The following is a 22,485-nucleotide window of genomic DNA, read 5'->3' on the forward strand; positions in this document are numbered from 1 at the left end:
TGTTGAGGGGATTTCTCATGCGCATGCTGGTGCGAGGTGGCCTGGTGATCGACACCGCGCCGACGGTGGTGGTCCGGCCGGAGACCGACGTGCTGATCGAGGACGGCCGGATCGCGGCGGTGGGACCTGGTCTGGTTGCGGACGATGCGGAGGTGATCGACGCGCGGGGGCGGATCGTGCTGCCTGGGTTCGTCGACACCCATCGGCACGTCTGGCAGACCGCGCTGCGCGGGATCGGGGCCGATGGTGATCTTGGGTACTACTTCGACCGGGTGATGCAGGCCCACGGCACCCGCTACCGGGCGGAAGATGTTGCTGCGAGCAACCTTGTGGGTGCGTTGGAGTGCCTGGACGGCGGCATCACCACGGTGCAGGACTACTCCCACGTGCAGGGCTCGGCGGAGTTCGCCGAAGCCGCCGTCGACGCTCTGGATCGCAGCGGCATCCGGGCGGTCTTCGGATTCGGGCCGTCGCCGCTGGCCGGTGGTGCGGTCGATCCGGACGGCCTGCGCCGCATCCTGGGCCGGGTGTCCGGCCGTATCGGCGTCGCGGTCGCGTCCATCGGCCCCGCCTACGCGCCGTTCGAGATCGTCGAGGCCGACTGGGCGCTGGCCGCGGAACTCGGCATGCCTGTCGTGACGCACATCGACAGCAGTGAGGTCACGCCGGCACCGATCGCCGGGCTCCGGGATGCGGGGCTGTTGCGGCCGGACACGTTGTACGTGCACTGCAACAACCTGTCCGAGGCCGAACTCAAGCTGATCGCGGAGTCCGGTGCGTCCGTCTCGGCGACGCCTGCGGTCGAGTCTCGGCTGGAGATGGGCGGCCCCATCACCGCCCGGCTGAAGGCTGCGGGCGTCGGGGTCGGCCTCGGGATCGACACGGTGACGAGTGGTGCCGGCGACATGTTCAGCGTCATGCAGCAGGTCCTGGCCCTGGGCCACCGCTCCTTCACCGCGGCCGAGGTGCTCCAGTTGGCGACCGTCGGAGGCGCCCGCGCGCTCGGGTTCACCGACGTCGGATCGCTTGCCGTCGGCAACCAGGCTGACCTGATCGTTCTCCGCGGTACGGATCTGAACCTGGCCGGCGGTTGGCAGGATCCGGTCGCCACCGTGGTCACCTCCGGACATCCGGGCAACGTGGAGACCGTCCTGGTCGGCGGTACGCCGGTCAAGCGCGTCGGTCAGGTGGTCAGCACCTCGCTGCCTGCCGCGCTCGACGCCCTCACTGAGTCGGCCGCTTACCTCACCGCTCGAGCAGCTTCCTGATCGCGCTGGTGATCTCGGCCGGGGATTCCTCGGCCATGAAGTGGCCGGAGGTCGTGGTCTGGTGGTGGAGGTCGGGAGCCCACGCCTGCCAGCGGGCCAGGGCGTCGAAGCCGAGCGCGGCGCCCCAGTCCTGCTGGATCACGGTCACGGGCATCCGCAGTTTGTTGCCGCTGGCAAGGTCTTCCTGGTCGTGGGTGACGTCGATCGTGGCCGAGGCGCGGTAGTCCGCGACGATCGACGGGACCGCGTCCCGGCAGGCGTCCAGGTACGCCGTCCGGACGTCGGCGGGGATCGAATCCGGGTCCTTGGTCCAGAGGTCCAGGAAGTATCCGAAGAAGGCGTCCGGTGCGGCGGCGATCAGCTCCTCCGGTAGGCCGGGTGGCTGGGCCATCAGGTAGAGATGGAAGCCGACGGCGGCGCTCGTGCCGTGCATGACGTCCCACATGTCGAGGGTCGGGAGAACGTCCAGGCACATCAGGTGACTGACAGCCTCAGGGTGATCAAGCCCAGTCCGAAATGCCACCAGAGCGCCCCGGTCATGTCCGACCAGAGCAAACGTCGAGAACCCGAGTTCGCGCACCACTCCGACTACGTCCGCGGCCATGGTCCGTTTGGAGTAGTCGTCGGTGGGTTTGTCGCTCTCGCCGTACCCGCGAAGGTCCGGACAGATCACGGTGTGGTCGGCGATCAGGTCGGCGGCCACGTGCCGCCACATGAGGTGAGTCTGTGGGAAGCCGTGCAGCAGGACGATCGGCGTACCGGAGCCACCGACCGAAACGTTCAACTTCCCCAGCCGGCGATAGTCAAAGCCCTTGATCTTCACGTCCACGAGCTTCACGGATCCGGATGAGCATCCGATGAGCGCTACGGTGGCCGGGTGGAGTTCGGGGTGCTCGGGCCGGTGGTGGCCTGGGATGATGCCGGGCGGCCGGTGGCGTTGAAGGGGCCGCGGCACAAGGCGGTACTGGCGCGGTTGATCGTGGCGCGGGGTCGCGTCGTACCGGCGACTCTGCTGGTGGATGAGCTGTGGGCCGATCCGCCGGATGGGGCGTTGAGCGCGGTGCGGACGTTTGTGGCGGCGTTGCGGCGGGCGCTGGAGCCGGATCGGGCGCCGCGTACGCAGGCACGGCTGCTGGTGACTGAAGGTCCTGGGTATGCGTTGCGGACCGAGGCGGTTGATGCGTGGCGGTTTGAGGACGTGGTGCGAGGGTCGTCGGCGCTGCCGGAGTTGGTGACGGCTCTGGGGTTGTGGCGTGGGCCGGCGTACGCCGAGTTTGCTGAGGACAACTGGGCTCAGGGGGAGCGGTCCCGGCTGACCGAGCTGCGGCTGCATGCTGTGGAGCGCGTTGCGGAGGCTCGGCTGGCGTTGGGGCTTGCTGCTGAGGCTGTGCCTGAGCTGGATGCCCATGTGACCGAGCATCCGTGGCGGGAGGACGCTTGGCGGTTGCTGGCGCTGGCGTTGTATCGGAGTGGCCGGCAGGGCGACGCTCTCGCCGTACTGCGTCGTGCCCGGGCGATGCTGGTCGATCAGCTCGGTGTCGATCCCGGTACGACGCTCAGCCGGTTGGAGACCGACATCCTCAACCAGGCCGCGCATCTGTCGCCGGTGTCGGCCGGCCACGTGTGGGCCGAGACGGCTGCGGCGTACGACCGGACTGTGGGTGCTCGCGCGCGGTTGGAGTCCACGGTGGGATTGCTGCGGAGCCTGGCGGTGACGGGTGGGCTGGAGGTCGCACGTCAGCACCGCCTCGGAGCCGTGGCCGCAGCCGAGGAGCTAGGTGATCCTGACCTCACCGCCCGAGTGATCGGCGCGTACGACGTACCGGCGATCTGGACGCGCTCCGATGACGAAACCCATGCCGCCTCCATCGTCGCTGCAGCAGAACGGGTCTTGCCGACGCAGCATCACCCGAAGGCCCGGGCGCGGTTGCTGGCAACCATTGCGCTCGAGTCGCGCGGCTCACGAGTTCCCCGGGCGCGTGACGCGGCCCTTGAAGCCGAAGAGATCGCCCGTGGATTGGACGACCCCGCAGTGCTGGCCTTCGCTCTCAATGCCGTCTTCATGCAGACCTGCCATCGCGCCGGCCTGGCCCTCGAACGCGACGCCATCGGTGCCGAACTCATCACCGTCTCCCAACGCCACGCCCTCCCGACGTACGAGGTCCTAGGTCACCTCATTCGCCTCCAGTCCGCTTGCGCCGTAGCCGATCACTCCACCGCCACCCACCACGCCACTGCCGCCGACGCCCTCGCCGCCCGCCACGAGCTGCCCCTCGTGGCCGTCTTCACCCGCTGGTACGCCGCCCTCCGCGAAGACACCCCGGCTTCCTACCGTGAGGCCGCCGCTCTGCTGGACGGCGCCGGCATGCCTGGCCTTCAGCAAGGTCTCCTCCCGCTGGCTCTTGCCTGCTGGTCCCTCCGGCACAACCAGCCGGTGCCGGCCGCGGACTACGGACCCCACACGCCCTGGATCCGTCCCTTGCTCCTCACGAGTCCTTCAGAAGCAGTCAGGGCTCTCGAGGCCGTACCGGATCCTCCGCCCGGGCTACTGCTGGAGGCCTACTGGGCACTGGTGGCCACCGCAGCCAACGCCCTCGACCACCAGCAATCACTGGCTCGTGCTCAGGCCGCGCTGGCTCCGGCTGCAGCAGAACAAGCCGGAGCCGCCTCGGGCCTGCTGACGTTAGGCCCCGTCGCCGCCTACCTCTGATCGCACCACGAAGGCGAACTCCAGCCGGGCCAGGATGCGGTCGGCGCCTTGCTGGACTCGGGTGATGAGTTCGGGGCCTCGGCTGCCGGACAGGATCTCGGTGCGGATCTCGGCGACGATCGCTCGCTGGACGCCGATCAAGGCGTTCGCGATTGCCCAGGCCTCCAGCCGATCCGAGCCGTCCGACTGCAGCAGGGCGGCCAGCGCGTCGGTGGTCGCGGCGACGATCTCGCGCTCGCGGGCCCGCAGGGACGGGCTGCCGTCGACCACGCGGGCCGCGGTGGTGATGAGCTCGACCGCGCCCGGGTCGGCGGTGTGAGCGACGTTTGCGACGGTGAAGCGGCGGAAGGCGGCGATCGCCGACTCGCCGGGCGGGCGCTCCCGGACCGCGGCCAGGGTCGCGGCCTGGAACTGTTCGAGTCCGCCCCCGAAGAACAGGTCGTCCTTGGTCGGGAAGTAGTTGAACACGGTGGCCTCGGACACCTGCGCGGCCTGCGCGACCTCGACCACGGTGACCTCGTCGAACCCGTGCGCCACGAACAACTCCCGCGCGGCCGCCGCGATCCGCTCGCGCGTCTCCCGCTTCTTCCGCGCCCGGAGCCCGTCGTCGTCCACTGTCTTCACAGCGTCAGGGTAATGCGCTTAGAGTGACCCTAAACATAGGGTGACCCTAAAATTCTGGAGTGGCCGGATGAAGGTCAGCATGACGGTGACGGATCACGCCTGGACCGATGGTGTGGACGGGCTACGGCGGATCGCGGCGATCGCAGACGAGGGTGGGCTGGACACGATCTGGGTGCCGGACCATCTCTTCCAGGCGGATCCGACCAGTCATCCGCAGGCCGAGCTGTTCGAGGCCGTCAGCATGCTCGGGTTCCTGGCCGCGATCACCAGCCGGGCGCGGCTCGGGATGCTGGTGTCGCCGGTGCCGTTCCGGCCGCCCGCCGTCCAGGTGAAGGCGATCGCGACGCTGGATGCGTTGACCCGGGGGCGGGCATGGTTCGGGGTCGGGATCGGGTGGGAGGGTGACGAGGCACGGGCGATGGGCGTCCCGCTCGGGCCGACCAAGGCGAGGTTCGAGCAACTGGAGGAGTTGCTGGACATCGCGGACCGCATGTTCGCGGGCGACAGTTCGCCGTACGTCGGTCGGCATTTCCAGCTCGAGGGGCCGATCTGCAGCCCGCGGCCGGCCATCCGCCCGCCGGTGCTGATCGGTGGCACGGGGGAGCAGAAGACGTTGCGGATGGTGGCTCAGCGTGCGGACGCGTGCAACCTCTTCGACCTGCCCGATGGTGGTACGACGGTCCGCCACAAACTAGACGTACTGCGTAAGCACTGCGAGGACAGCGGTCGTCCGTACGACGAGATCGAGAAGACGCTGTCCACCCGGCTCACGCCGGACGACACCGTCGGCAGTTTCGTCGAACGTTGCCGAGAGCAAGCATCCTGGGGAATCGATCACGCCATCGTGATCCGCTCCGGCCCGTGGACAGCGGAATCCGCGCGGATCCTGACCGCCGCGGTGCCGGAGGTCGCGGCACTCTGACTGCCAGCGAGCTCCCAGGTTTCTCGCAGGACGGTTCCAGCGCGGACGTCGAGGATGGAGTCATCGCCGGGAAAGAAGCCCGGCCACAGACTTCCAGGAGCCCGTCATGCGCACGAAGATCGTCAAGACCGTTGCCGTCGGCACCATTGTCAGCCTCGGCCTCGCCGCCGTCGCCTTCACCCCGGCCGCCTACGCGAGTACCACCCAGGCCACCGCCCGAACCGCCACCCCCCACCTGGCCATCCTCACCGACCCCATCGTCCAAGTCCCCATCCGCAAGGCCGCATGAGGCTGGTGCCGGCCGCCGGGGCGACCGTCGCCACCTCATGCACCGTCACCATGCGGAAGATTCCATCAGCCGCCACCGACAAGCTTCGCTCAGCTGGTCCGCCTGGCGCGGACTGCCAGGGAGTAGGGGACGCCGGCCCGGTCCGGTTCTTCGAAGCGTTCGAGGGTTAGGGCGGGGGTGAGGATGGCGTTGAGGTACGTGGCGAGGGGGACGTGGTGCATGCTTACGTGGCGGCGGATGCCGTCGCCCCAGTGGGGGGACTCCTCGTGCCAACCACGTTGGCGGTAGGAGGGGTGGACCAGCCGGCTGCCGTGCTCGTTCCAGAGGACGTGTGGGCCGTTGAAGCACGGATGGACGCCGTACACGACCAGGACGCCGTCCGGCCGGAGGACCCGGGTCGCCTCGCGGACGACCTCGGTGAAGTCGTCGACATCGGTCGAGATCCACATCACCATCGCGGTGTCGAAGGACGCGTCCGCGAACGGGAGTACGGCGGCGTCCGCGACCATCAGTGGTCCGTCGGTGCGGGTGCGGGCCAGCCGGAGCTGGTCGGCGGAGAAGTCCAGGCCGACCACACTGCGGCCGCTCGCGCGGATGGTCTCGAAGTTGCGGCCGGTGCCGCAGCCGATGTCCAGGCATGGTCCGGATCCAGGCCCGAGGAGCTCGAGCAGGCCGGGTTGGTGCGGCTCGGCGCCGGCCACGTAGCGGGCGTCGTACCAGTCGGCCAGGCCGTCGTACCGAGCCGTCGAACCGGTCGTCATGCGCGCCTCCCCAGGTCGTTCCCCACCCTACCGAGCGGCCTGCTTTAGGTTCACGCGGTGACCTGCGGGTAAGCTTTGCCGACGTTCTCTTTGAGTTTGGATGGTCCAACTGTGGGTTCTGTTATCAAGAAGCGCCGTAAGCGGATGGCGAAGAAGAAGCACCGCAAGCTGCTGAAGAAGACGCGGGTGCAGCGCCGCAAGCTCGGCAAGTAAGCAGTTCCCGCCGCGCCGGGGGTCGGCGCGGCCATTTGTGGGGTTGCTGTCTGGCTGGGGGTCTCTCGTGGCACAGGTAGTGATGGTGACCGGCGTCTCCCGGGACGCCGGCGCTCGCTGCGCGCGCAGGCTGGCCGACGATCCGTCGATCGGCACCGTGCTCGGCATCGACGTGGTGCCGCCGCGGGCCGAGCTGGGCCGGGTCCGGTTCGTCCGGGCCGACATCCGCAACCCCGTGATCGCCAAGGTGATCGCCGCCGAGGACGTCGACACGGTCGTCCACACAGGCGTCGTGGCCACCCCGGGCAGCGCCGGCGGCCGGTCGTCGATGAAGGAGATCAACGTCATCGGCACCATGCAACTGCTCGCCGCCTGCCAGAAGGCGCCCGGCGTGGCCAAGCTGGTGGTGAAGTCGTCGACCACGGTGTACGGCGCGGGTCCGCGGGATCCGGCCATGTTCACCGAGGAGATGGCGCCCCGGGCGATCCACCAGACCGGGCTGAGCAAGGACGCGGTCGAGGTCGAGGGATACGTGCGCGGGTTCGCCCGGCGCCGCCCCGATGTCTGCGTCACCACGCTCCGGATGGCGAACTGGATCGGCCCCAAGACCGACTCCCCGATCACCCGGTACTTCGCGATGCCCGTCGTACCGACAGTCTTCGGGTACGACGCCCGCCTGCAGTTCCTGCACGAGGACGACGGCGTCGAGGCGATCCGTCACGCCACCGTGACCGACCTCCCGGGGACCTTCAACCTGGCCGGCGACGGCGTACTCACGCTGTCCCAGGCGATCCGCCGGCTCGGCCGGCCGACGCTGCGGCTGCCCTCGTTCACTGCGGCCAGCACGGCGGCCGTCGTACGGCGGGCGCGGCTCGCGGATTTCTCGCCGGACCAGATCACCTTCCTGACGTATGGACGGGCCGTGGACACGACGCGGATGCGGACGGAGTTCGGGTTCGAGCCCGGGTACACGACGGCATCGGCCTTCGACGACTTCCGGACCTCGCTCGGGCCGGGTGCGGTCACGCGGGCGTCGGGGTTGCTGTCGGCGGGGCTGGGAGCGCTGCGTGGCTGACGCCGACGTGATCCCGATCGGTTCGGGCGGTCGCCCGGGTCGTGGATCAGGACGCCGTACGACGCCCTCCGCGGCGGCGCGTGCGCTGGCCGGAGCCGGTGCTCGCTCGAAGAAGACGGCCAAGGCCGGCAAGCCGGCTGTGGAGACGCCGGTGGAGCCGGTCGAGGTGGTGGCCCCGGAGGTCGACGTACCCGCTGCTCCCGCCAGTCTGGATTTCGCCGGGTTCGAGCGGGTGGTGCGGGAGCTGTTCGGCGAGGACGGCGAGCGGCGGGTCGCGCAGTGGCTGGCGTTCCTGCGGCGGCGGTTGAGCGGGGGTTACGACGTCGACGAGTTCGGGTACGACCCGGATCTGACCGATCAAGTGCTGCTGCCGGTGCTGCGGCCGCTGGCGGAGAAGTGGTTCCGGGTCGAGGTGCGCGGGGTGGAGAACATCCCGTCTGACGGCGGTGCGCTGATCGTCGCGAACCACTCGGGCACGATGCCGCTCGACGGGCTCGTCACGCAGCTGATCGTCGCCGATCACGCGCATCGGCCGTTGCGGACGCTGGCGGCGGACCTCGTGTTCCAGACGCCGTTCGTCGGTGAGCTCGCCCGCAAGGGCGGGGCGACGCTGGCGAGCAACGACGACGCCGAGCGGCTGCTCGGGCGGGGTGATCTGGTCGGGGTATGGCCGGAGGGGTTCAAGGGGATCGGGAAGCCGTTCGCCGAGCGGTACAAGCTGCAGCGCTTCGGCCGGGGTGGTTTCGTCAGCGCCGCGATGCGGACCGGCGTACCGATCGTCCCTTGCTCGATCGTCGGCGCCGAGGAGATCTACCCCCTGGTCGGCAACATCGCCTCCCTGGCCCGCCTGCTCGGCGTCCCGTACATCCCGATCACCCCGTTCTTCCCGCTGCTCGGACCCCTCGGCCTGATCCCGCTCCCCTCGAAGTGGCTGATCGAGTTCGGCGAGCCGATCCGCACCGACGAGTTCCCCGACGGCGCCGCCGACGACCCCATGCTCGTCTTCAACGTCACCGACCAGGTCCGCGAAACCATCCAGCAGACCCTCTACACCCTCCTCATGCAACGCCGCAGCGTCTTCTTCTGACCGCGCCGCGACGGACACGTTCTGGGGAGGATGGAACTGGTGCCGGTGGACAGGAGGTGTCGGCTCGGGTCCGGTCCCGCCGGCCGGTCCCACGCCTGAGCGGGCCGCCCGACCACCACCCGTGGGCCGACACATCCTGTCGAGCTGCACGCCGACCACGCCCAGCAGAACCTGCGCGGATATCCCCCGCGGGTGGGGTGGGGAGCGTTGGGGTGGGTCAGGTGAGTTCCAGCTGGAGTTCGATGGTTTCGATCTGAGTGGTCACCTGGGTCTCCTGTTCGATCAGTCGGAGACGCGCCGTCACCCGGCCGAGGGCGTGCCGGTCCTGCCGCACCCGGCGTTCGAACTCGGCCTGCCGCAGGCGCAGCATGCCGTGCAGCTCAGCCGGATCCACGCCTTCGCTGAGCAGTACGCCGACCTCGTCCAGGCTGAAGCCGAGCCCCTTGAGGGCGACCAGCCGGTTGAGCACGGGCAACTGCGCCACGTCGTACGAGCGTCGTCCGCTGTACGGATCGACGTTGGCGGGCTTGAGTACGCCGATGCCGTCGTAGTGCCGCAACATGCGCGTCGAGACACCACCGAGGCGAGCGAATTCTCCGATGTTCACCGTGTCAACTGCAACAAGAAGCCCGGCGCAGGGTGTGCGCCGGGCTGCTTGGTGTCGGGAACTACTTCCAGGGTGGGAGGAGGGTTTGGATGACGCCGGGGATGTTAATGATCGGCGTGGGCAGGCTCAGGGTCGGGAACGGCCAGGGCCACGAGGTGGTGCCTGGGGTGGGGACGGTCGGGACTCCGGTCGGCGTTGTCGTCGGTTGTGAGGACGACGGGTTCGGCGGGGTCTTCAGGCTCGGCGGGGGAGTGTCGGACTCCTCCACGATCGTGGTGTTCGGCAGCTTGGTCGGGGCTGTCGTCGGCTGTCCGCTGACGGACGCACCGGGGGTCGGCGCCGTGGACGGCTTCGTCGTCGGACCGTCGCTGGGCTCGGTGCTGACACCCGGACGGTTCGGCTGGGTGCCGGCGCCCTTGGCCGGCTTCGGTGCGTCGCACTTCGGGCACGCGACCGTGGTGTGCTGGGCCAGCTGCTCGACCGTGGCCAGCGCCTCGACGGCGGACTTCAGGGACTCCGGCGGGAGTTTCGGCGCGAGCTCACCAAGAGCCTGGCGGGCGTTCGTGATGAAGGTCGTGATCGCGGTGATCGAACTCTCGTCGCCGTCCTGCTGGTACGACGCGACCAGGCGGGACACGCCCTTGCGCGCCTGCGCCGAGAAGACGTCCAGCGTGCCGTTGATCGTGGCCACGTCGCCGCCGGACTCGGCCAGCTTGTCGACCTCGGACAACCGGGTCATCGCGTGCTCGAGATCGCGCCGGCCGCGGGAGTCGTCCCCGATGCCGACGTTGGTGGAGACGTTCTCGATGCTGCGCTTCATCCCGTACAGCGTGTCGCCGGGCATCGCCTGCTGAGCGGCGGCGGCGGAACCGATGCCACCTCCGAGCAGGACCAGCGCGGCGGTACAGGCCACGAGCCGGATCCGCCGGCCGTGACGATGACGGATATCTGTCACGGACGCGTCGACGTCCTCGCCACCCGGCGGGTCGTCGGAGCTGTCCGGAAGGCTGCGCACCATCGTCGGAGTCGTCGTCGCCGCGCGGGCGGCCGCCTGCTCCAGCAGGCGGTGCCGTAGCTCGGCACTGAACTCCGGACGCGGTGCCACTGCGCCGGCGGTCCTCAGCCGTCCGACCAGTTCCACAGCTTCCACAAGCTCCGGGTCATCGCTGTGTCGCGAAGAGTGACGGGGCCCGTGATCGACGGCGTGCGCGAATGCCTCCGCGCGCGCTCGAGCCCTGTGTAGGTCACTCATGAGTTCTCGTTCTCCTCAATGGCCAGTCGGGGTCACCGACAGGTCCTCACCAGGCAAACGAGGAAACTCCCTGACGGGTTACGAAAGACATTCGTTGTCATCCTCCTCACCTCAAGTCCTTGGGGATAACCTTCGCCAAGTGCCGTACGGCCCTCAGTTGCAGTTGCTTGACGGCGCCTTCGGACTTCTCCAGCGCTTTGGCCGTTTCCGCGATCGACAGACCGGCGAAGAATCGCATCGTCAGGCAGTCGCGTTGCTCGTCGGGCAGGCCCGCGACGGCGTCCCGCAGCACCTCGGCGGTGGCGGCGGCCAGTACGTCGACCTCCGGCCCCTCGGTCTGCCGGTCGTGCGTCTCGATCTCGTCCGTGACCACCTCGAGCCGGACCCGGCCGGACTTGTAGTGATCGGTGATCAGGTTCCTGGCGATGGTCACCAGCCAGGCCCCGAAATCCCGGCCCTGCCAGCGGAACGAGTCCAGCGCGCGCAGCGCCCGGACGAACGTCTCACTGGTCAGGTCCTCCGCGAGTGCCGACGACGACACCCGCGCGTAGATGTAGCGATAGACGGTGAGCGAGTACTCGTCGTACAGCTCACCGAAGGCACCGACGTCCCCGGCCTGGGCGCGATCGACGAGCTCCGCACGTCTCATCCCGTCCGGGCTTGGCTCCGGCGTCGTCAAGTTCTCTCCCCGTTCAACTGACACGTCTTCTGACACATCCGCGAATGGCCACAGCGGCTGAGGCAGCACCGAGCGTTACCTGAGAAACACTCGCTGTCAACAGCCTGAGGCGTGCCGCCTTCCGTCCGGTCCGATGGGTCACGAATGCGCCAGCGGACTGCTTCCGCGAACGGCGCAGCCTGCTGTCGGGGATATCGCGCATGGTCTCCCCGGCGCGGACGGTTTCTGCAGTGTGAGGTTCGGCAGAAGGTCGCCCACGAGTTCACCTGTATATATGTCGTCACGCTCTGCTGCAACCGTTTCGAGCGAGCCGGTCGATCCCTGGTGCCTCCGCACGCATGACAGACTCACCTGGTGAACTTCAATTTCGCGGATCTTCTTCGTGACACAGCGCAACGTCACGGCGAACGTGTCGCGCTGGTCGACGGGGATCGGCGGCTGACCTGGGACGAGCTCGACCAGGCCGTCGACCGGACCGCGCAGGGGTTCGCCGCGGCCGGCCTCGTGCCTGGGTACCGGGTCGTGCTACTTGTTGCCAACAGCATCGAGTTCGTCACGTCCTACCTGGGGATTCTCCGCGCCGGCCTGGTCGCCGTACCGCTGAACACGGGGCTCACGAAGCCCGAGATCGCGGCCGTCGTGCAGCACTCCGGGGCCCGCCTCGCGGTCGCCGGAGCCGACCTCGCGGACAAGATCGAGGGCCTGCGGACAGTCGCGCCGGACGAGCTCGAAGGTCACGCTCCGTTACTCCCGCAGCTCGACCCGGAGATGCTCGCGGTCCTGCTGTACACGTCCGGGACGAGTGGAGATCCGCGCGCCGCGATGCTCACCCATCGGGCACTCGCGGCGAACGTGACCAACCTTTCCGAGCTCGGCGAGGACCGGATGGGCCCCGAGGACGTCGTCCTGGGCGTGCTCCCGATGTTCCACGCCTTCGGCCTGAACGCCGTCCTGGGCTGGACCGTCGCGACCGGCGCGGCGCTGATCATCGACCAGCGGTTCGACACCGCGCACACCTTCGACCTGATCGCCAAGTACGGCGTCACCCGCCTGCCGCTGGCCCCGCCGGCGCTGCACGCACTGCTGGCCCGGCCGAATCTGCGCGAGGCGCTGCAGTCGGTCAAGGTCGTCCTGACCGGCGCGTCGGCCCTGGACCGAGCGCTCGCGGATCGCTTCGAGCAGGCCAGCGGCCTGTTCGTGCACCAGGGCTACGGTCTGACCGAGGCGTCCCCGGGAGTCACGGCGACCCTCGGTGAGGCCGAGCCGAAGCCCGGTTCGGTCGGGCGCCCACTGCCGAACGTCGAGGTCCGGATCGCCGACGAGCAGGGCGAGGACGTCGAAGGCGACGACCCCGGCGAGATCCTGATCCGCGGCCGCAACCTGTTCTCCGGCTACTGGCCGGATGGTGCCGACGGCCCCGATCTCGACGGCTGGTACCGGACCGGCGACGTCGGCTACCTCGACTCCGACGGCGACCTGTTCCTGGTCGACCGGTTGCGCGAGCTGATCATCGTGTCCGGCTTCAACGTCTTCCCGAGCGAGGTCGAGGAGGTACTCGTCGCGGCTCCGGGTGTCCGGGAGGCCGCCGTCATCGGCGTACCGTCCGAGGAGACCGGCGAGGCCGTGAAGGCGTTCGTCGTACCCAGTCCTGATGCGACCGTCGACCCCGCGGCGGTCCGCGAGTACGCCGGGACCCGGCTGGCGCGGTTCAAGTGCCCGGTCGAGATCGAGGTCGTCGACCACCTGCCGCACTCCGTCACCGGCAAGGTCGCCAAGGGCCGGCTCCGGGCGGATCGATGAGCCGGGTCACGCTGTACGGCAAGCCTGGCTGTCACCTCTGCGACGACGCGCGGGCGATCGTCCAGGCGGTCTGCGCCGAGCTCGGGGTGGAGTGGACCGAGGTCGACATCACGCAGGATGACCGGCTGTTCACGGAGTACGGCGAGCAGATCCCGGTCACCTTCGTGGACGGGAAGCAGCACGATTTCTGGCGGGTGGACCCGGTCAGGCTCCGGAAGGCCCTCGCCGGTTAGTGCTCTCGGTCACGCCGTGGTCCGCCGATTTTGTTCTCACGTTCACAAGCTCCTAGAGTAAGAACGGCCGCCGGCCGTCAGACCGCGGCCTGAACTACCGTTCCCAGGAGAATTGTGACGCGTGCCAGCAGCCGTCGCCCCGGCCCGCCGACGAGAACCGAGCGCGGCATTCCCGAGGCGACTGTCGCGCGCTTGCCGGTGTACCTGCGGGCCCTGACCGCCCTGTCGGACAGCGGTATCGCCACCGCGTCGAGCGAGGACCTGGCCACCGCCGCCGGGGTGAACTCGGCGAAGCTGCGCAAGGACCTGTCCTACCTGGGCTCCTACGGCACCCGCGGCGTCGGGTACGACGTGGAGTACCTGCGCTACCAGATCGCCCGCGAGATCGGCGTCACCCAGGACTGGGCCGTGGTCATCGTCGGGATCGGGAACCTGGGTCACGCGCTGGCGAACTACTCCGGCTTCGGTACGCGCGGTTTCCGGATCGTCGCCCTGCTGGACGCCGACCCGAACCTGGTCGGCGAGCGGATCGGCGACATGGAGGTCCGCGACTTCGCCCAGCTCGAGGACATCGTGAAGGCCGACCGGGTCTCGATCGGGGTCATCACCACTCCCGCCGGTCCGGCCCAGGAGGTGTGCGACCGGCTGGTCGCCGCCGGGGTGACCAGCATCCTGAACTTCGCGCCGGTGGTGCTGTCCGTGCCCGACGGCGTCGACATCCGCAAGGTGGACCTCTCGATCGAGTTGCAGATCCTGGCGTACCACGAACAACGAAAGTCCGGAGAGGCGGCGCTCCCCCAGGTGCCCGAGCTACCAGCGATGAACGGTCTGACCGATCTGCCGAGCGTCGGCGGGGGTGTCGGCGCATGAGTTATTTGGTCGTCGGCATCTCCCACCGGTCAGCGGACATCAACGTCCTCGAGCGGGTGGCACTCGACCCGGACGCGGCGACCAAGCTGGCTCTGGCCGTCAAGCACACCCCGGCCGTCGGTGAGTCCGCGGTTCTCGCGACCTGCAACCGGACCGAGGTCTACGCGACCGTCGAACGGTTCCACGCCGGTATGGACGAGGTCACTGCGATCCTGTCCGACGTCACCGGCGTACCGCTGCTCGATCTGGCCGAGCACCTCTACGTGCACTTCGAGGAAGGTGCCGTCGCGCACCTGTTCCAGGTCGCGGTCGGGCTCGACTCGATGATCGTCGGGGAGAGCCAGGTCCTCGGCCAGGTGAAGGAGACGCTGCGCGTCGGCCAGGACCTGGAGACGATCGGCACCGACCTCAACGCCCTGATCCAGCACGCGTTGCGGGTCGGCAAGCGGGCTCGGGCCGAGACCGGTATCGACTCCGCCGGCCGTTCGGTCGTCTCGGCCGGACTCGAGGCGGTCGGCGGCTTCGAGGGCCGCCGCGCGCTGGTCGTCGGCGCCGGCTCGATGGCCTCGCTGGCCGCCCAGACCCTGCTCAACGGTGGCGCGAAGAGTGTGACCATTGCCAACCGCAACTACGACCGCGCGGTCGCGCTGGCCGAGCGCATCGGCGGTACGGCGATCCAGCTCGCGGCCGTCCCGGACGCCCTGGCCGACGCCGATCTGGTCGTGTCCTGCACCGGCGCGCGTGGCGTCGTACTGACCGAGGAGATGATCCGGAACGCGGCGGACGGGCGACTGTTCGGTGTCCTGGACGTCGCCCTGCCGCGGGACGTGGCGCCCGAGGTGGCCCGGATCCCCGGAGTCACGCTGGTCACCCTCGCCGACCTGGCCGGGACGGCCGGCGGCAGCGAGCACGACATCGACGAGGTACGCCGGATCGTCGGCGAGGAGACGGCTTCGTTCGAGGCCACCCGCCGGGCCGCGTCGGTCGCGCCGACCGTGGTCGCACTGCGGACGATGGCGACCGAACTGGTCGACTCCGAGCTGGCCAGGCTGGAGCGCCGGCTGCCCGGCCTGGACGAGAACCAGCGCCACGAGGTCGCGCGCACGATCCGCCGCGTCGTCGACAAGGTGCTGCACAACCCGACGGTCCGGGTGAAGGAACTCGCGGCCGATCCGGGCGGTCCGACGTACGCCGACGCCCTGCGCGAACTGTTCGCACTCGACCCGGCGACGGTGGACGCCGTCACGGCCGCGAAGGCGCCGGCCGAGACCAGCCACACCCGCGCCGACGCGACCGGAGGTGAGCACACATGATCCGGCTGGGCACCCGGCGGTCCGCGCTGGCGACCGCGCAGGCGACGCTCGTCGCCGACGCGCTCCGCACTCTCGGTCACGAGGTCGAGGTGGTCCCGATCATGACCACCGGGGACGCCGACAAGGTTGCCCCGGTGGAGCAGATCGGTGGCACCGGTATCTACGTCAGCGCGCTGCGCGACGCCTTGCTGGCGGACGAGATCGACATCGCCGTGCACTCGCTCAAGGATCTGCCGACCGGGCCGGTCGACGGCCTGGCCATCGGCGCGATCCCGGTCCGGGAGGACCCGCGCGACGTGCTGGTCGCCCGGGACGGCCTGACCCTCGGTGAGCTCCCGGCCGGCGCCCTGGTCGGCACCGGCGCACCACGCCGGGTCGCGCAGCTCGAGGCGCTCGGCCTGGGCCTGGAATGCACCGGGATCCGCGGCAACGTGGACACCAGGATCGCGATGGTGGCCGAGGGCAAATTGGACGCGGTGGTGCTGGCGAGGGCAGGGTTGTCCCGGTTGGGACGGCTCGCCGAGGTGACCGAGACCCTGGATCCGATCCAGATGCTGCCCTCGCCGGGACAAGGTGCCCTGGGCATCGAGTGCCGCGCGGACGACACCGAGGTACTGGCCGCCCTGGCCCCGCTGGACGACCCGGCCACGCGCGCGGCGGTGACGGCGGAACGGCAGTTGCTGGCCACACTCGAGGCAGGGTGCACGGCTCCGGTCGGCGCGCTCGCCGAGGTGGTCGACGGTGAGGACGGCCCCGAGCTCTGGCTGCGGGGCGCGCTCGGCCAGGACGACGGCGTACGGCGGCTCTCCGCGAACGGGCCGGTGGACGACCCGGTGTCCCTGGGCAAAGCGCTGGCGAACGAGTTGCTGGAGCGAACATGACACCGGCACGGGGAACGACGGCCGCCCACAAGACGGCCCATGAGACGGCGCACAAGACGAGCAGGACGAGGACGAGGGCGAAGGCAGACGTGAGCAGCGCGAAGACAGCCACCGCAGCATCCACGACACCTCAGAAGGTGCCGGCGAAGGCCGCCGCCACCAGTACCGTCAAGCAGACCAGGCCACTCGGCCACGTCACGTTCGTCGGCGTCGGTCCCGGTGACCCGGCCCTGCTGACGCTGGCCGGCCGCGACGTGCTGGCCAACGCCGACGCCGTCGTGGTCGAAGGCCCCGAGCACGATCCCTTCCTGGCGTACTGCAAGCCGGGTGTCGAGGTGATCGACGGCTCCGGCGCCGAGGGCAGCCGGGCGCTCAAGGTCGCCGCCCGGGCCCGGCTCGTGGTGAAGACGGCCAAGACCTCGGCGAACGTCGTCCGCCTGCTGACGGGCGACCCGTTCACCTTCTCCAGCGGCGCCGAGGAGGCGGCCGCGTGCAAGAAGGCGGGCATCGGCTTCAACGTCGTCCCCGGTGTCAGCGAGGTCTCCGCGGTTCCGACGTACGCCGGGATCCCGCTGACGATGAAGGGCGACCGCGAGGTCACCGTGGTCGACCTGGCCGAGGCCAAGCTCGACCTGACCCGGCTGCACCCGAAGCAGACGCTCGTACTGCTGAACGCGACCGAGGTGTTGAAGGACACCGTCGCCGCGCTGCTCGAGGCGGGCTTCGACGCGTCGACGCCGGTCGCCGCGACGGTCGGTGGTACGACGACCGCGCAGACCAGTGTGGTCGGCACGGTCGAGACGATCGTCGCCGACCTGCGCGCCGCCAAGGTGACCGGCGAGGCCGTGATCGTGGTCGGCGCGGTGGTCGAGCAGCGCGAGGCGCTGTCGTGGTTCGAGACCAAGCCGCTGTTCGGCTGGCGCATTCTGGTGCCGCGCACCAAGGACCAGGCCGGCCCGCTGATGGACCGGCTCCGCCGGTACGGCGCGATGCCGGAAGAGGTCCCCACGATCTCGGTCGAGCCGCCGCGCAACCCGCAGCAGATGGACAAGGCGATCCGCGGCCTGGTCGAGGGCCGGTACGAGTGGGTCGCGTTCACCTCGGTCAACGCGGTCAAGGCGGTCCGGGAGAAGTTCGACGAGTACGGGCTGGACGCGCGGGCGTTCTCCGGGCTGAAGATCGCCGCGGTCGGCGACAAGACCGCCGAGGCGATCGGTGCCTGGGGCATCCGTCCGGACCTGGTCCCGTCCGGTGAGCAGTCCGCCGCCGGGCTGGTCGAGGACTGGCCGCCGTTCGACGAGGTGCTGGACCCGATCAACCGGGTGTTCCTACCGCGCGCCGACATCGCGACCGAGACGCTGGTCGCGGGGCTGACCGATCTCGGCTGGGAGGTCGACGACGTCACGGCGTACCGGACCGTGCGGGCCGCCCCGCCGCCGGCGCCGACTCGCGAGGCGATCAAGTCGGGCAAGTTCGACGCGGTCGTGTTCACCTCGTCCTCGACGGTGCGCAACCTGGTCGGCATCGCCGGCAAGCCGCACGCGTCGACGGTGATCGCGGTGATCGGCCCGGCGACGCTGAAGACGGCCGAGGAGCACGGGCTGCGGGTCGACGCGATGGCCGAGTCGCCGTCCGCCGAGGAGCTGGCCGACGCGCTCGCTCGATTCGGTGCGGACCGGCGTGACACCATGATCGAGGCCGGTGAACCGGTCACCCGTCCGTCCGAGCGTCGCTCGGGATCTCGTCGGAAGAGCTGAGTCAATGCCTGGATTCCCGGAGGTCAGGCCGCGGCGGCTTCGGTCGTCGGCGGCGATGCGCAGGCTGGTCGCGGAGACCACCCTGGAGCCGCGGCAGCTGATCCTGCCGATGTTCGTCCGGGAAGGCGCCCGCGAGCCGATCGCGATCAAGTCCATGCCGGGCGTCGTGCAGCACACCCGCGACACCGCGCGCAAGGCGATCGCCGAGGCCGCTCAGCTGGGGCTCGGTGGGGTCATGCTGTTCGGCGTACCCGAGGTGAAGGACGAGGTGGGGTCCGGTGCTGTGGACCCTGACGGCATTCTCAACGTCGCGATCCGGGACGCCGTGTCCGAGGTCGGCGATGCGCTGCTGGTGATGTCGGATCTGTGCGTGGACGAATTCACCTCGCACGGGCACTGCGGCGTACTGGACTCTTCCGGCCGGGTGGACAACGACGCGACGCTGGCGATCTACGCCGAGATGGGGGTCGCTCAGGCTTCCGCTGGTGCGCATGTCGTCGGGCCGTCCGGGATGATGGACGGTCAGGTCGGAGCCGTGCGTACGGCGCTCGACGCGGCCGGGTTCGTGGACACGGTGATCCTGGCGTACGCCGTGAAGTATGCGTCGGCGTTCTACGGTCCGTTCCGCGAGGCTGTGGACTCTTCGCTGCAAGGTGACCGCAAGACCTACCAGCAGGACAGCGCGAACGCTCGCGAGGCTCTCCGCGAGGTCGACCTGGACATCGCCGAGGGCGCCGACATCGTGATGGTGAAGCCGGCGCTGGCGTACCTCGACATCATCCGCCAGGTCCGCGACCACGTGGACGTGCCGGTCGCGGCGTACAACATCTCCGGCGAGTACGCGATGGTCGAGGCCGCGGCTGCCAACGGCTGGATCGACCGCGACCGCGCCATCCTGGAGACCCTCACCTCCATCCGCCGAGCCGGCGCCGACACCATCCTCACCTACTGGGCCGCAGACGCAGTCCACCTCCTCAACCACCGCTGAGGTACTGGGGTTCAGCCCACGCCGACCGCACGCGTCGGCTAGTCGAGCGCGCCTGACCTCGATCCGTGGGCTTCCGAACGGAGCCGGGAGGGGGCTGTGGGCAACGGGTGGGCTGGTTGGGGGTTAGCCTGCTGGGGAGTTCGAGTGAGAGGGAGTGTGGGCGTGCAGGAGGAGCCAGCGGGTGGGGTGTCGGGGGATGACGGGGTGGAGGTGCCGGACGCGTTGGCGCCGGATCCGGATCTGAGGGCCGCGCGGCATGAGGTTCGGGCTGTCAGCTCGGGGATTCGGGATGCCTTGGCTGCCGACGACCTGCTCGCCGCGGGTGACCAGGCCGACGGGGCGGCGCAGTGAGTACGCCTGCTGAGGAGCAGCGGCTGCAGGCACAGCAGCAGGAGCGGGCTGCCTTGCTGGCGGACTCGACCGTCAACGCGTTGACCGCGGCCCGGACCTCGCTGGGGTTCGCAGCTGAGACGGCCGACGAGGTGGACCGACACCTGCGTCGGAGTGAGGACGACATTCTCGAGCTGGGCGGTCAGGTGAACCGGATCCGGTACGCCGGCGACGAGCCGCAGCGGACCGGGGAAGACGTTGCCGTTGAGGTCCATCGGCAGTTCGGGAGTGCGCAGGAGCTCGCGGGGGACATCGATCGTCGGCTGAGGGCCGGGACCTCCGGTCTGCGGGACGCGCAGGATCACCTGGAGCAGAGTGCCCGGGCGATCGCGGCGGGACGGCAGTTCGTCGGGGAGCTCGAGCAACTGCCGGGCCAGCAGAACGAGCGGACTGCGCAACTGCGGGAGCGACTGGCGAACCTCGATCGCGCGGTCCACGGAGCCATGGACGGCGTGGAACGGACCGGCTCGCGGCTCACCGCCGCGCGCCGGAACCTCGAGCCCGTGCTCGAGGGCCGCGCGTACACCGATGATCCCGCGCGGACCGCGGCCATCGTCAACGAGGCCAGCAGCACTGTGGATCGAGACGTCCTGAACGCGCGGAACTCGATCCGGACGCTGCGGGAGGACTTCGATACCACCAGGCCGGATGTCGCCGCCGCCGCCCGGGACAGCGACGAGCTGGCGACCGCCATCCGCGCGGGCACCAACCCGACGCCTCGGGCCCAGCAGACCGCTTCAGCTTCCCAACCCGAAGACCCACGGCGCGGCTGGTCCGAAGGCCGCGACCTCGGCCACGACATCAAGCGCTAGCCGGGCGGTGGATGGTGTAGTCGGATTGGGTGAAGCCGGCTTTCAGGGTGCGGGTGGCGTTGTGGGTGAGGGGGATGTCGGCGTCGAGGTCGCCGAAGAGGCGGATGCCGGCGCCGAGGAGAACGGGGACGGTGGTGATGGTGAGCTCGTTCAGGAGGCCGGCGCGGAGGAAGGTCTGGATGACCGCTCCGCCATCGGCGTACACGCGCCGGGCGCCACGGTCGTTCAGCGTCTCGACCAGCCCGTCGAGGGTCCGGTGCACGATGATGCGCTCGTCGGCGTCCGGGGCGAGCGTCGTACTGAGCACCTCGACCTGCTTGCCGTCGTACGGCCAGAAGTCGAAGCTCAGCACCAGTTCGAAGGTCTTGCGCCCGAGTACGACGGTGTCGATCGACGCCATGAACTCGTCGTACCCGGTGTCGCCCGCCTGCTCGCCGCGCTCGGTGAGCCAGTCGATCGATCCGTCGGGCCGGGCGATGTAACCGTCAAGACTGGTGGCGATGAATACGGCCGCGTGGAAGCTCACTCGCCCATTTTTCCACGCGGGACTTCAGGCGTGGTACTTCTGCACGAAGGTGAGCGCGGCGTCGGCGACCTGTTCCCAGCCGGAGTCGATCACCAGTGAGTGCCCGCGGCCGGGCAGTTCCTCGATCTCGGTGACGGCCGGGTTGACGCGCTGCTTCTGGTACGCCGCGTTTGTGATCGCCCATGGGACCGTGTGGTCCTTCTCCCCGGACAGGAACTTCATCGGACCGCGGTCCGGGTTCGCCCGGTCCACCAGGGTCTCGCTCTTCGGATTGAAGTTCGCGACCGCGGCCTGGAACAGCGGCAACCCGGCCCCTGGCACCGGGAACTCCTCATACAACCGGTGCGCCTCGTCCTCCGGTACGGCGTTCACGAAAGCGAACCGGAACTGGTCGTAGGTCAGCATCACCGCCTTCTTCCGGTTCGCCGGATTCCGCAGCGCCGGGAAGGACGCCCGCAGCGCGGACAGCGGCAACGGCAGCACGCCGCGACCGGGCGCCGGGTCGATCGGGACCGACACCGTCCCGAGGCCCATCCCGGCCAGCTTCTGCGTGATCAGCCCACCGAACGAGTGCCCGACGATGGCCGGCTTCCGCTCCAGCCTGGCGATCACGTCGGCGTAGTACGCCGCGATCGCACCGACCGACTTCCCCGCGAACACCGAAGGATTCGCCCGTCCCTCGCCGACGGACTCCGGTTCGTCCGGCCAGCCCGGCGCGACGGTCGCGAACCCGGCGGCCTCGAACTTCTCCTGCCAGGGCTGCCAGCTTCCCGCCAGCAACCACAACCCGTGCACGAACACCACCGGCGGACGCCCCGATGTGTTCGCGATCTCGATCTCGCCCAACTCACGTGCTGTGGCCATCAGGCACCCCTCTCCCAGCGCAGTAGACCACAGCACGACCGGTCGGGTCAGTAGCCGGTGACGTCCGGCTGGCCGACCTCGACGCCCTGGCTCACCAACCGGTCCTGCAACGCAGTCACCCGTCCGTCGCGCAGCGACAGGTGGGTGCCAGTGAACCGTGCGCGCATGCGCCGGTCGTGGGTGACGATGACCAGCGCACCCTGATAGCTCGCGAGTGCCTCCTCCACCTGCTCCACCAGGAGAGGGGAGAGGTGGTTGGTGGGCTCGTCCAGCAGCAGGAGATCGACCGGCTCGCTGACCAACCGAGCCAGCTCGACCCGGCGACGCTGCCCGTATGACAGGTCCTCGACGCGTTTCCGCAGATCGGCGGGACTGAACAGGCCGAGTGACAGCAGCGCCTCGGCGATCTGGGCAGTGCGCATGCGGCGCACACCTCCTGGGTTCTGCGCGGGAGATGACAGACGTGCACGGCCACGGCGGAGCCAAGCTCAACGCCGTCCGTCCTCGCAGATCACAGGGAACCCATGGGGACCAGCCTAGAGGCACACCTCCCTTGCGCGCAAA

At 69.5% G+C, this 22,485-nt stretch carries 25 protein-coding genes; 16 read left to right on the forward strand and 9 right to left on the reverse strand.

Annotated elements, in window-relative coordinates; all coding sequences use genetic code 11:
- The first annotated feature begins 17 nt into the window (after nt 1-17).
- Nucleotides 18-1,268 carry an amidohydrolase family protein gene (locus OG876_RS17170; protein ID WP_328525875.1) on the forward strand — a complete coding sequence of 417 codons (1,251 nt, stop codon included), beginning with the start codon at nt 18-20 and terminating at the stop codon, nt 1,266-1,268.
- On the opposite strand, the gene OG876_RS17175 is transcribed toward OG876_RS17170, so the two are convergent.
- Nucleotides 1,246-2,106: an alpha/beta fold hydrolase gene (locus tag OG876_RS17175; RefSeq protein WP_328525876.1), complete on the reverse strand. Its 861-nt coding sequence runs from the start codon at nt 2,104-2,106 to the stop codon at nt 1,246-1,248. The two genes, OG876_RS17170 and OG876_RS17175, sit on opposite strands and share 23 nt — an antisense overlap.
- Before the next feature lie 39 nt (nt 2,107-2,145).
- Here OG876_RS17175 and OG876_RS17180 point away from each other — a divergent pair, with 39 nt between their 5' ends.
- On the forward strand, nt 2,146-3,978 hold the full coding sequence (locus OG876_RS17180) for an AfsR/SARP family transcriptional regulator (protein ID WP_328525877.1): 1,833 nt from the start codon (nt 2,146-2,148) through the stop codon (nt 3,976-3,978).
- On the opposite strand, the gene OG876_RS17185 is transcribed toward OG876_RS17180, so the two are convergent.
- Nucleotides 3,952-4,602 (reverse strand): TetR/AcrR family transcriptional regulator, encoded by a 651-nt coding sequence (locus OG876_RS17185; RefSeq protein WP_328525878.1) that lies wholly within the window; start codon nt 4,600-4,602, stop codon nt 3,952-3,954. The genes OG876_RS17180 and OG876_RS17185 overlap by 27 nt on opposite strands.
- Nucleotides 4,603-4,681: 79 nt before the next feature.
- Between OG876_RS17185 and OG876_RS17190 the strand changes: the two genes are divergently transcribed.
- Both OG876_RS17190 and OG876_RS17195 read left to right on the forward strand, forming a co-directional pair.
- Entirely contained in the window at nt 4,682-5,524 is an 843-nt protein-coding gene (locus OG876_RS17190) for an LLM class flavin-dependent oxidoreductase (protein WP_328525879.1), read from the forward strand.
- Nucleotides 5,525-5,630: 106 nt separating this feature from the next.
- A complete protein-coding gene (locus OG876_RS17195; RefSeq protein WP_328525880.1) occupies nt 5,631-5,813 on the forward strand; it encodes a hypothetical protein in 183 nt (60 codons plus the stop codon).
- Nucleotides 5,814-5,902: 89 nt separating this feature from the next.
- Here the strand turns inward: OG876_RS17195 and OG876_RS17200 are convergent, their stop codons facing one another.
- Nucleotides 5,903-6,574 (reverse strand): class I SAM-dependent methyltransferase, encoded by a 672-nt coding sequence (locus OG876_RS17200; protein WP_328525881.1) that lies wholly within the window; start codon nt 6,572-6,574, stop codon nt 5,903-5,905.
- Between the two features lie 111 nt (nt 6,575-6,685).
- Between OG876_RS17200 and OG876_RS17205 the strand changes: the two genes are divergently transcribed.
- From OG876_RS17205 to OG876_RS17215, 3 genes are all read left to right on the forward strand, one after another.
- Nucleotides 6,686-6,787 (forward strand): 30S ribosomal protein bS22, encoded by a 102-nt coding sequence (locus OG876_RS17205; protein ID WP_008356322.1) that lies wholly within the window; start codon nt 6,686-6,688, stop codon nt 6,785-6,787.
- A 67-nt stretch (nt 6,788-6,854) separates the two neighbouring features.
- A complete protein-coding gene (locus OG876_RS17210) occupies nt 6,855-7,862 on the forward strand; it encodes an NAD-dependent epimerase/dehydratase family protein (protein ID WP_328525882.1) in 1,008 nt (335 codons plus the stop codon).
- Nucleotides 7,855-8,949, forward strand: a complete 1,095-nt coding sequence (locus OG876_RS17215) for a lysophospholipid acyltransferase family protein (protein WP_328525883.1) — start codon at nt 7,855-7,857, stop codon at nt 8,947-8,949. The genes OG876_RS17210 and OG876_RS17215 overlap by 8 nt, the downstream gene beginning before the upstream one ends.
- Nucleotides 8,950-9,166: 217 nt before the next feature.
- On the opposite strand, the gene OG876_RS17220 is transcribed toward OG876_RS17215, so the two are convergent.
- The 3 genes from OG876_RS17220 to OG876_RS17230 all read right to left on the reverse strand — a co-directional run bounded on the left by OG876_RS17220 (nt 9,167) and on the right by OG876_RS17230 (nt 11,487).
- Nucleotides 9,167-9,556: a MerR family transcriptional regulator gene (locus OG876_RS17220; RefSeq protein ID WP_328525884.1), complete on the reverse strand. Its 390-nt coding sequence runs from the start codon at nt 9,554-9,556 to the stop codon at nt 9,167-9,169.
- Between the two features lie 61 nt (nt 9,557-9,617).
- Nucleotides 9,618-10,661, reverse strand: coding sequence for a DUF5667 domain-containing protein (locus tag OG876_RS17225; protein WP_328525885.1), 1,044 nt, complete (start codon nt 10,659-10,661; stop codon nt 9,618-9,620).
- A gap of 253 nt (nt 10,662-10,914) precedes the next feature.
- Nucleotides 10,915-11,487: a sigma-70 family RNA polymerase sigma factor gene (locus OG876_RS17230; RefSeq protein ID WP_328525886.1), complete on the reverse strand. Its 573-nt coding sequence runs from the start codon at nt 11,485-11,487 to the stop codon at nt 10,915-10,917.
- Nucleotides 11,488-11,841: 354 nt separating this feature from the next.
- Between OG876_RS17230 and OG876_RS17235 the strand changes: the two genes are divergently transcribed.
- The 9 genes from OG876_RS17235 to OG876_RS17275 all read left to right on the forward strand — a co-directional run bounded on the left by OG876_RS17235 (nt 11,842) and on the right by OG876_RS17275 (nt 20,531).
- Nucleotides 11,842-13,287 carry a class I adenylate-forming enzyme family protein gene (locus tag OG876_RS17235; protein WP_328525887.1) on the forward strand — a complete coding sequence of 482 codons (1,446 nt, stop codon included), beginning with the start codon at nt 11,842-11,844 and terminating at the stop codon, nt 13,285-13,287.
- A complete protein-coding gene (locus OG876_RS17240) occupies nt 13,284-13,520 on the forward strand; it encodes a glutaredoxin family protein (protein ID WP_328525888.1) in 237 nt (78 codons plus the stop codon). The genes OG876_RS17235 and OG876_RS17240 overlap by 4 nt, the downstream gene beginning before the upstream one ends.
- 114 nt (nt 13,521-13,634) lie before the next feature.
- On the forward strand, nt 13,635-14,390 hold the full coding sequence (locus tag OG876_RS17245) for a redox-sensing transcriptional repressor Rex (protein ID WP_328525889.1): 756 nt from the start codon (nt 13,635-13,637) through the stop codon (nt 14,388-14,390).
- Complete coding sequence (locus OG876_RS17250) at nt 14,387-15,703, forward strand: glutamyl-tRNA reductase (RefSeq protein ID WP_328525890.1); 1,317 nt, start codon at nt 14,387-14,389, stop codon at nt 15,701-15,703. The genes OG876_RS17245 and OG876_RS17250 overlap by 4 nt, the downstream gene beginning before the upstream one ends.
- The gene (gene hemC, locus OG876_RS17255) at nt 15,700-16,584 is read left to right on the forward strand and encodes a hydroxymethylbilane synthase (protein WP_328525891.1); all 885 of its coding nucleotides are present in this window, start codon (nt 15,700-15,702) and stop codon (nt 16,582-16,584) included. Before OG876_RS17250 ends, hemC begins: the two co-directional genes overlap by 4 nt.
- Nucleotides 16,581-18,341 carry a uroporphyrinogen-III synthase gene (locus tag OG876_RS17260; protein ID WP_328525892.1) on the forward strand — a complete coding sequence of 587 codons (1,761 nt, stop codon included), beginning with the start codon at nt 16,581-16,583 and terminating at the stop codon, nt 18,339-18,341. The genes hemC and OG876_RS17260 overlap by 4 nt, the downstream gene beginning before the upstream one ends.
- Nucleotides 18,342-18,345: 4 nt before the next feature.
- The gene (gene hemB / locus OG876_RS17265; RefSeq protein WP_328525893.1) at nt 18,346-19,329 is read left to right on the forward strand and encodes a porphobilinogen synthase; all 984 of its coding nucleotides are present in this window, start codon (nt 18,346-18,348) and stop codon (nt 19,327-19,329) included.
- Between the two features lie 162 nt (nt 19,330-19,491).
- Complete coding sequence (locus OG876_RS17270) at nt 19,492-19,680, forward strand: hypothetical protein (protein ID WP_328525894.1); 189 nt, start codon at nt 19,492-19,494, stop codon at nt 19,678-19,680.
- Nucleotides 19,677-20,531, forward strand: coding sequence for a hypothetical protein (locus tag OG876_RS17275; protein WP_328525895.1), 855 nt, complete (start codon nt 19,677-19,679; stop codon nt 20,529-20,531). Before OG876_RS17270 ends, OG876_RS17275 begins: the two co-directional genes overlap by 4 nt.
- On the opposite strand, the gene OG876_RS17280 is transcribed toward OG876_RS17275, so the two are convergent.
- From OG876_RS17280 to OG876_RS17290, 3 genes are read right to left on the reverse strand one after another with little or no spacing between them, the layout of a single operon-like run.
- Nucleotides 20,521-21,057, reverse strand: coding sequence for a dihydrofolate reductase family protein (locus OG876_RS17280; protein ID WP_328525896.1), 537 nt, complete (start codon nt 21,055-21,057; stop codon nt 20,521-20,523). The genes OG876_RS17275 and OG876_RS17280 overlap by 11 nt on opposite strands.
- A gap of 24 nt (nt 21,058-21,081) precedes the next feature.
- Nucleotides 21,082-21,921 carry an alpha/beta hydrolase gene (locus tag OG876_RS17285; protein WP_328525897.1) on the reverse strand — a complete coding sequence of 280 codons (840 nt, stop codon included), beginning with the start codon at nt 21,919-21,921 and terminating at the stop codon, nt 21,082-21,084.
- A gap of 47 nt (nt 21,922-21,968) precedes the next feature.
- Nucleotides 21,969-22,352 carry an ATP-binding cassette domain-containing protein gene (locus tag OG876_RS17290; RefSeq protein ID WP_442914137.1) on the reverse strand — a complete coding sequence of 128 codons (384 nt, stop codon included), beginning with the start codon at nt 22,350-22,352 and terminating at the stop codon, nt 21,969-21,971.
- Between the last annotated feature and the right edge of the window lie 133 nt (nt 22,353-22,485).

This window comes from Kribbella sp. NBC_00359, from assembly GCF_036097425.1.
GTDB lineage: Bacteria > Actinomycetota > Actinomycetes > Propionibacteriales > Kribbellaceae > Kribbella.

What these genes read in the sequence shown, in the direction of transcription:
- OG876_RS17170 (WP_328525875.1), top strand. Translation starts at nt 18, where the DNA reads ATGCGCATGCTGGTGCGAGGTGGCCTGGTGATCGACACCGCGCCGACG.
- OG876_RS17190 (WP_328525879.1), top strand. Translation starts at nt 4,682, where the DNA reads ATGACGGTGACGGATCACGCCTGGACCGATGGTGTGGACGGGCTACGG.
- OG876_RS17195 (WP_328525880.1), top strand. Translation starts at nt 5,631, where the DNA reads ATGCGCACGAAGATCGTCAAGACCGTTGCCGTCGGCACCATTGTCAGC.
- OG876_RS17200 (WP_328525881.1), bottom strand. Translation starts at nt 6,574, where the DNA reads ATGACGACCGGTTCGACGGCTCGGTACGACGGCCTGGCCGACTGGTAC.
- OG876_RS17240 (WP_328525888.1), top strand. Translation starts at nt 13,284, where the DNA reads ATGAGCCGGGTCACGCTGTACGGCAAGCCTGGCTGTCACCTCTGCGAC.
- OG876_RS17250 (WP_328525890.1), top strand. Translation starts at nt 14,387, where the DNA reads ATGAGTTATTTGGTCGTCGGCATCTCCCACCGGTCAGCGGACATCAAC.
- hemC (WP_328525891.1), top strand. Translation starts at nt 15,700, where the DNA reads ATGATCCGGCTGGGCACCCGGCGGTCCGCGCTGGCGACCGCGCAGGCG.
- OG876_RS17260 (WP_328525892.1), top strand. Translation starts at nt 16,581, where the DNA reads ATGACACCGGCACGGGGAACGACGGCCGCCCACAAGACGGCCCATGAG.
- hemB (WP_328525893.1), top strand. Translation starts at nt 18,346, where the DNA reads ATGCCTGGATTCCCGGAGGTCAGGCCGCGGCGGCTTCGGTCGTCGGCG.
- OG876_RS17285 (WP_328525897.1), bottom strand. Translation starts at nt 21,921, where the DNA reads ATGGCCACAGCACGTGAGTTGGGCGAGATCGAGATCGCGAACACATCG.